Here is a 6,532-nt window from a genome sequence, read left to right as displayed (position 1 = left end):
GCTTCTTCTTGCTTTTCCTCACCGCAGTTGATGCAGGTTGTCTTGCCGCCAAACCGCACCTGCACCCCGCCGCATTTCGCGCATTGCTCACTTACAAGCGTGCCACCTTTCAGCAAGATAGACGCGGCGCTCTTGATCTTAGCACCGTCTTCTGCAGACATGTCACTACATTGTACGAGCCTGCAAATATCTTCTTCTAAGGCCGCGCCTGGCACAAAATGAGCTCAGACAGACAACGCCTGAACCCCACACTGAAGCTATTGAAGATGAGCAGCCGGTCATACCTGACACCGACGACGACCCAATTCTCGGCATAGAGATAAGGGAGGACCCTCACGAAGTGTGGCATCTAAGAAGAAAAAATAAACCCGTTCGGCTGTTTCACTTTCGAGTCCACAGCCGGACGAGTCCGCGAAGAGGGTACGCGGAAGTCCCAGTTTTGGGTTGGTCTGGTTGCCTGTCCTATAATTTCTGCAGGTTATCAAAGCGCGGGTGTAGCTGGTACGACTACCTGCTCCATTGAGTGACCACAGGGAAACCCAGTGACCTCCTCCCTGGGCCGCAACATAGACGCCGTGCCAGCAAAGACTGTCCTTTCAAGCGCGATTCCCCTGGACAATGTTATCCATCTTGAACCTTCAGCGTTATAAGATGAGATGGGACTCCCCAAGCACGCACATAATAGGGGTCTAGCTGCATTATTGTCAAGCCAAGCTCTACTTGATTTAGCTTTCCAGGTTAAATTGTGAACCCAAGGAAAAGATGTGTGCAATATCGCCTATCGTGTGCCTCCTGTAGACTGAGGATGGAAAGGCAGGAGAGCTGGTGATAATGGCCGGAGGTGTCATTGCAATGGCCGCTATGATATCCAGCATGATATCCGTAAGGCTGATGATGGTTGTCGAGAAGGCCCAGGTCATAGTCGCAGGAGCCATAGGTCAGCGTCTGCAGACTGACAGGATAGTTGCAATGGCAATAGGCACCCACAAATTGTTCATGATAAAAATCGGAATCGCGATCTTCTCGAGGATAAGCTACCTTATCTTCTCACTTGAGGGCATGTATGAGGAAAAGGCCGTCCAGAAGGCCATTGCGACGATGATGAGCACTGTTGTGGCCTCAACTAAAGCTAGGGCAGCAGCAAAACGCACGGGACATATCGCAAGAAATGTGAAAGGGAAGTTGCTCATGAGCAAGGCTGACACCTAGTTCCAGTTTCAATGATAATATTTATGCGCTTATTCTGGATGTAGATAATGTCGATTATTTGACGAGCGACCTCCGAAAATCTCATAGTCATGCCCCCCTTAAAGATTTAATAAGAGGAATTGAGAAAATCGTGTTACTCGATGGCGGTTATCTGCAAAAAATGCGGTCTTCCTGACGACCTTTGCGCATGCGGAGAACTCGACAAGGAGGAAGCCCGAGTTGTCGTCCGCCTCGAAACGAGAAGGTTCTCAAAAACAACGACCCTGATAGAGGGCATAAACCCCAAGCTGTCTGACATGCAGAAGATCGTCAAGGATCTGAAGAGCACGTTTGCCTGCGGCGGCACCGCAAAGGACGGCTTCATCATGCTCCAGGGCGACCACAGAGATGTTGTCAAGAACTACTTGGTCAAGCTTGGGTTTAACGAAGAAGCCATAGAAGTCCAGTAGATTTTTACAACAAGGCATTTAAGCCGGCCGGCGCATAAGTTTGACGGTGCGCAGGAACAACGTCCGGCGACGACGCAAGCTGGAAAGCAACCTAGGCGAGACTGTCAGGATTGCATCCATAGTGCAAAAGGGCGTCGACACTGGCAGGTCGAGCTACGTCGAGATGAGGGCGCTTGCACGGACTACCAACCGCAACCTGAGGCCAAAGGTGCGCGCAATCCTGGAGCTTTTGAAGGGCGACGAGGCCATCAAGGGGCTGCCGGCGGAAATGTCGGAAGGCTACACAGAAGTCCTGACTCCGAACGGGAACGTGAGGCAGGACAAACTGGACAGCCTGCTTTCGATAGACGGTGACATTGTCACATGCCTTGGCATAATCGAGTCTGAATTGAAAAACAGAAGCGCGCCTTCAGAATCCCTAAAAGCGCTCAAGGATCTCGTGCAAGAAAGGAAAAAGTTCGTGGCCGCCCTCAGAGCTTGAGGTGCGTCTTTAGGCCCTTGTAGCGGTTCCTGATTGTTACTTCAGTAACACCGGCTGCCTCTGCCACATCCTTCTGGGTTTTGTTCTCGCCGTTCATGACGCAAGCGACATAGAGTGCGGCTGCTGCCAGACCCATCGGGTCCTTGCCAGCAGAGATCTTGCCCTCTTCGGCCTTTTTCAGGATCTCGAGCGCCTTGCGCTTGGTCTTTTCAGAAAGCCCTGCCTTGCTTGCAATCCTTGCGACACACTTGACCGGATCGACTACGGGCATCTTCAGGTCAAGCTCGCGGATCAGAAGGCGGTAGCACCTTGCGACGTCCTTTTTCTTGATGTTGCTCGCGTTTGCGATGTCTTTGAGAGTCCTTGGAGTTTCTGTATCGCGGCACGCAGCGTACAGCGCGGCTGCGACAAGCGCGGATATCGAGCGCCCGCGCACAAGGCCCTTCTCAAGCGCCTTCCTGTAAACGTAGGCTGCCTTTTCAATCACCGCGTCGCCAACTGCCAGCTTGTCCTTGAGCCTGTCAAGCTCAGAGAAAGCTTGGCGGAAATTGCGGTCGACCGGCTCGTGCACTTGGCTCCTGCTGTCCCACGTCCTCAGTCTCTCTATCGTGCTTTTCATCGAAGCAGAGAGCGGCTTGCCTGATGCGTCCTTGTCAACCGGACCGATTATGGTCGCAAGGCCCATGTCATGCATTGCGAGAGATGTAGGGATGCCCGCCCTGCTCCTGTCCTCGTGCTCCTCTTTTGAAAAAGCGCGCCATTCCGGGCCAAGCTCCTCTATCCTCTCACTCACGACGAATCCGCAGTTACCGCAAAACATTTCTCCGCTAGAGTTGTCCGTTACCATCGATCCCTTGCCGCAGCGTGGACAGCGCTCGCCAAACACGGAAATATCTTTTACCAATTCCTATCCACCAAAATTCCTATTCCCTTTTTAGGCCTCTATTTATGTTTTATTCTATTATATAAAGCTTAGGACAGGCCGAATTTCGAGCCCCCGAATGGAGATCGTACGCAGTCAGCGCGCCAAACCTGCAGGAAATCTCTGCAGCCAGCAAAAAGACTGAAAATTATCGCGATTATCTTGCCTTGTGGCGCTTGCGCCTTTCAACCTTGGCGTACTTTTTGCTGCCAGACCTCTGGGCGCTATAGGCATGAGTCTTTGTCTTGTCGCGTTTTGCCATCTTTGAAATGTAAGAAATACCCACGCTATATATTCCATCACCAGCAAAAACAATAAATGGCATACGTGACATGCGTAAAGCGATGCAGAACCAAAACCGTATTCCAAGGTGGCTGGTGGAAAGCGACCCTTCGTGGGAGAAATCAATCGACGCCAACATCGGCATGCTAAAGTGGACCAAGAAAGGGACAGCCATCCAGGCAGTCTGCTCGCCTTCAGGAATGTTCTGCGACATTTTGGGAGATAGTGATATGCAACAGGGCATTACAGACCTGTCAGAAAGCGTTTCTCGGATGAACAGAAAGGCCGACCTCGCAAACGACATTTCAAAATACCTTTCAAGCAGGTACCTGAACCCCGGGATAAACGGGCCGGCGCGCTTTGACTTGCGCAAGACGCGCAGCTTCTAGCTTTTTATACCAAATCCTGTATGCCGTTACCATGTCTTTACAGGACGCAATCTCCAAACTTGCCCGCGAGGCCGTAGCCAAATTCGTAGAGCCAGGCCAGGTCGTGGGGCTTGGCAGCGGCAGCACCGCGGCAGTAATTGTTCGGGAGATGGCAAGCCTCACCTTCAAGGACTCGCTTTTGTGTATCCCCACTTCACTGCAGATAAAGGCAGAGGCGGAAAAGAGTGGCCTGCGCTTTGGGGACGAGGGCAAGATCCCAGACATCGACGTGGTCTTTGACGGCGCGGACCAGATTGATTCCGACTATTACATGATAAAGGGTGGTGGCGGAGCGCTCTTGCGGGAAAAGATCCTGATAACCTCTGCCAAGGCCGTCGTAATCGGCGCCGACTCGACCAAGTTTGTCAAGTCGTTCTCAAGATGTGTGCCTGTTGAGGTGCACCCGCTGGCCCGGGTGTCTGTTGCTAGAAAACTGGCTAGCATGGGCGGCAAGCCTGCACTTCGTACGCTTGACAAGGGATACCCGTTCATAACGGAAAATGGCAACGTGATACTTGACACAACGTTTGCGTCTATACCCGACGTGCGTGTTATGGAAGTGGAGCTGAAATGCATCGCCGGCGTAATGGAAGTCGGACTATTTACGAGGCGCGCAGATGTTATCTATAAGGCCAAAACCGACGGGACATTTGAGACAATAAAGCCTAGCGGTACATAAGCAAGCTTCCACCAACTATACCACTTCGTACAAGTGCGCTAACAAGGAAAACACTATTGATAGTAAAACGTGAGCATTGCTGTCAGTGAACTTTTGCGAATCGGTATATTTATCATTCATGCCTCTGTCTGAAAATTGATGTCCACACAGCCTGAGAAAAAGCAGTCGATGATGGACGAGTTCATAGGTTTTCTAAAGACGTTTGGAGTCATCGGCCTTGCGATAGCATTTGTAATTGGCGCTGCATCATCCAAGCTTGTCACCGCATTTGTCAACGACATCATCAATCCCATAGTAGGTCTGGCGCTGCCTTCCGGTGACCTAAAGGCACTGCACTACAACGTGACAAACAGCGCAACTGGCGCGACATCGACGTTTGCTTATGGAGACCTGATCTCAAACACCATCGACTTCATTATCATCGCTCTCATTGTGTTCATTGCTTATAAGATGCTATCAAGGTACAAAATATTCAACGTGGAGGACAAGACCAAGCCGCCCAAGTAGGCTAGGGCCGCCCCACAAACTGTCCATGCCCGATGGCTTTAGCATCGACCTGCCCATTCTCCATCACCTCCCTGCCGCGCACCATTGTAAGGACTGGCCAGCCCTTCATTTTCCACCCGTCGTATATTGTATAATCAGAGTAGGACTGCAGGAGTTCCGGAGTCACCTTTTGCTCGAGGTCCATGTCGACAATGACAAGGTCTGCGTCTGACCCCTCCTGCATCGTGCCTTTTCTTGGGTACATACCAAATATGCGTGCCGCGTTGTAGCTCGTCAATTCGGCGACGCGCTCTATCCCTATCCTGTCCTTGTTGACACCTTGATCGAGAAGTACGGGTAGCATGGTGGCAATGCCCGGGAACCCCGCAAGCGCCGACCACAAGTCGCCATCGCCCATCTTCATCTGAAGCCTGTTTGCGACATGATCGGTTCCAACCGTGTCTATGACACCGTTCCTGAGAGCCGACCACATGCTCTGCACGTCGCTTTTCGAGCGGATGGGCGGGACCACCTTGCCTCTTATGCTGTCAAAGTCAAAGGTGTGGGTGAGGTAGTGCGGGCAGGTCTCGATGTAATAGTTGGCCTTGCCCTTCTGCCGCTCCTGCAGTATTGCGTCTATCGCTGCATTTGAGCCAATGTGGACAAAGTAGAGGCTGGCGCCGAACTTGCGGCCAAGCTTTGAAACTTTTGCAATGCTTTGCACCTCGGACGACGCCGGTCGGCAGTCAGACCATGCCTTCAACCCTGTCATGCCCTTTTCTTTGCCACGCTTGACGTGTTCTGCACACACAACCGGGTCTTCCGCGTGCGCCAGTATAATCGAGTGCGCCTTTGCGCCTTCCTCGACTATGGACGAAAGCAGCAGGTCATCCATGTCGACCTCGCCTTCCTTGACTTTGTGTTCGCCTGGGTCAAGGTCCATGTAGATTCGGTTCAGGTCAGCGCCAAGGTTCATGTATATCTTGAACGAGTTTACGCCCACGCCCTTCAAGTATGAGATATCCTCGACCTGCTCCTGCTTAAGTATCGAAGCGTGTATGGCATAGTCTACAAAGTGGTTGCCCCTGCTTGCCTGCAGCTGCTTTTCGATTGCGCGGTAGCTATTATCATAAAGGCGCAGCATTCGCATCATGGTTGTGACGCCGCCGACCGCAGCAGAGCGCGACTCTGTCCTCGCGGCTTCTTCAATGGGCGTGTAGACGCCATAGTGCTCGTGCGGGTCTATTGCGCCCGGCATCACGTACTTGCCATTAGCGTTTATCCTCCTTGAGGCCTGGACGCTGTCGGCCGATTTTTGCAGCGCTTTTATCTTACCGTCTTCTACCAGGATGTTTGTCTCTACCACGCCCACATTTGGGATGACTGCCTGGGCGTTTGTTATTAAGACGTCGCATGAGTTTTCCATCCAGACCTTCTCTCTAGCACTGGATGCCATGTGCTTATGATCTTATCGTTCCTGATGTTTTATATTCGGGCGCTAGCAACGACAACTCTGCCGGGCTGGTAGTTCAGGGGTAGTAATGCTCGCTTCGCAAGCGAGAGGTCGCGGGTTCAAATCCCGCCCAGTCCACTTCC

9 protein-coding genes and 1 tRNA gene are annotated in these 6,532 nt (G+C 52.1%); 7 read left to right on the top strand and 3 right to left on the bottom strand.

Annotation, left to right across the window (positions count from 1 at the left end; all coding sequences use genetic code 11):
- Nucleotides 1-161: Sjogren's syndrome/scleroderma autoantigen 1 family protein (locus tag VGA14_RS09610; RefSeq protein WP_414690215.1), on the bottom strand; the 161-nt coding region annotated here is incomplete at its 3' end.
- A gap of 670 nt (nucleotides 162-831) precedes the next feature.
- Here VGA14_RS09610 and VGA14_RS00045 point away from each other — a divergent pair.
- The 3 genes from VGA14_RS00045 (at nucleotide 832) to VGA14_RS00035 (ending at nucleotide 2,139) form a co-directional block, all read left to right on the top strand.
- On the top strand, nucleotides 832-1,209 hold the full coding sequence (locus VGA14_RS00045) for a hypothetical protein (protein ID WP_331001689.1): 378 nt from the start codon (nucleotides 832-834) through the stop codon (nucleotides 1,207-1,209).
- A 140-nt stretch (nucleotides 1,210-1,349) separates the two neighbouring features.
- Nucleotides 1,350-1,658 (top strand): translation initiation factor, encoded by a 309-nt coding sequence (locus VGA14_RS00040; protein WP_331001688.1) that lies wholly within the window; start codon nucleotides 1,350-1,352, stop codon nucleotides 1,656-1,658.
- Nucleotides 1,659-1,704: 46 nt separating this feature from the next.
- On the top strand, nucleotides 1,705-2,139 hold the full coding sequence (locus VGA14_RS00035) for a hypothetical protein (RefSeq protein WP_331001687.1): 435 nt from the start codon (nucleotides 1,705-1,707) through the stop codon (nucleotides 2,137-2,139).
- Here the strand turns inward: VGA14_RS00035 and VGA14_RS00030 are convergent.
- Nucleotides 2,129-3,043, bottom strand: coding sequence for a transcription initiation factor IIB (locus tag VGA14_RS00030; protein WP_331001686.1), 915 nt, complete (start codon nucleotides 3,041-3,043; stop codon nucleotides 2,129-2,131). The genes VGA14_RS00035 and VGA14_RS00030 overlap by 11 nt on opposite strands.
- 362 nt (nucleotides 3,044-3,405) lie before the next feature.
- Between VGA14_RS00030 and VGA14_RS00025 the strand changes: the two genes are divergently transcribed.
- The 3 genes from VGA14_RS00025 (at nucleotide 3,406) to VGA14_RS00015 (ending at nucleotide 4,957) form a co-directional block, all read left to right on the top strand.
- Complete coding sequence (locus tag VGA14_RS00025; protein WP_331001685.1) at nucleotides 3,406-3,732, top strand: hypothetical protein; 327 nt, start codon at nucleotides 3,406-3,408, stop codon at nucleotides 3,730-3,732.
- Nucleotides 3,733-3,763: 31 nt separating this feature from the next.
- On the top strand, nucleotides 3,764-4,450 hold the full coding sequence (gene rpiA / locus VGA14_RS00020) for a ribose-5-phosphate isomerase RpiA (protein ID WP_331001684.1): 687 nt from the start codon (nucleotides 3,764-3,766) through the stop codon (nucleotides 4,448-4,450).
- Between the two features lie 138 nt (nucleotides 4,451-4,588).
- The gene (locus VGA14_RS00015) at nucleotides 4,589-4,957 is read left to right on the top strand and encodes an MscL family protein (protein WP_331001683.1); all 369 of its coding nucleotides are present in this window, start codon (nucleotides 4,589-4,591) and stop codon (nucleotides 4,955-4,957) included.
- Nucleotide 4,958: 1 nt separating this feature from the next.
- Here VGA14_RS00015 and VGA14_RS00010 read toward each other — a convergent pair whose 3' ends face one another.
- The gene (locus VGA14_RS00010) at nucleotides 4,959-6,362 is read right to left on the bottom strand and encodes a dihydroorotase (protein WP_331001682.1); all 1,404 of its coding nucleotides are present in this window, start codon (nucleotides 6,360-6,362) and stop codon (nucleotides 4,959-4,961) included.
- Nucleotides 6,363-6,454: 92 nt separating this feature from the next.
- Between VGA14_RS00010 and VGA14_RS00005 the strand changes: the two genes are divergently transcribed.
- A tRNA-Ala gene (locus VGA14_RS00005) sits at nucleotides 6,455-6,527 on the top strand.
- The last annotated feature ends 5 nt before the right edge of the window (nucleotides 6,528-6,532 follow it).

It is taken from the genome of Nitrososphaera sp. (genome assembly GCF_036397675.1).
Taxonomy (GTDB): domain Archaea; phylum Thermoproteota; class Nitrososphaeria; order Nitrososphaerales; family Nitrososphaeraceae; genus Nitrososphaera.
This window is presented reverse-complemented; position numbering and strand designations above follow the sequence as displayed.

Bases quoted from the DNA above. Each gene is read 5' to 3' on its own strand.
- VGA14_RS00010 (WP_331001682.1), bottom strand. From the start codon at position 6,362: ATGGAAAACTCATGCGACGTCTTAATAACAAACGCCCAGGCAGTCATC.
- rpiA (WP_331001684.1), top strand. From the start codon at position 3,764: ATGTCTTTACAGGACGCAATCTCCAAACTTGCCCGCGAGGCCGTAGCC.
- VGA14_RS00025 (WP_331001685.1), top strand. From the start codon at position 3,406: ATGCAGAACCAAAACCGTATTCCAAGGTGGCTGGTGGAAAGCGACCCT.
- VGA14_RS00045 (WP_331001689.1), top strand. From the start codon at position 832: ATGGCCGGAGGTGTCATTGCAATGGCCGCTATGATATCCAGCATGATA.
- VGA14_RS00015 (WP_331001683.1), top strand. From the start codon at position 4,589: ATGTCCACACAGCCTGAGAAAAAGCAGTCGATGATGGACGAGTTCATA.
- VGA14_RS00040 (WP_331001688.1), top strand. From the start codon at position 1,350: ATGGCGGTTATCTGCAAAAAATGCGGTCTTCCTGACGACCTTTGCGCA.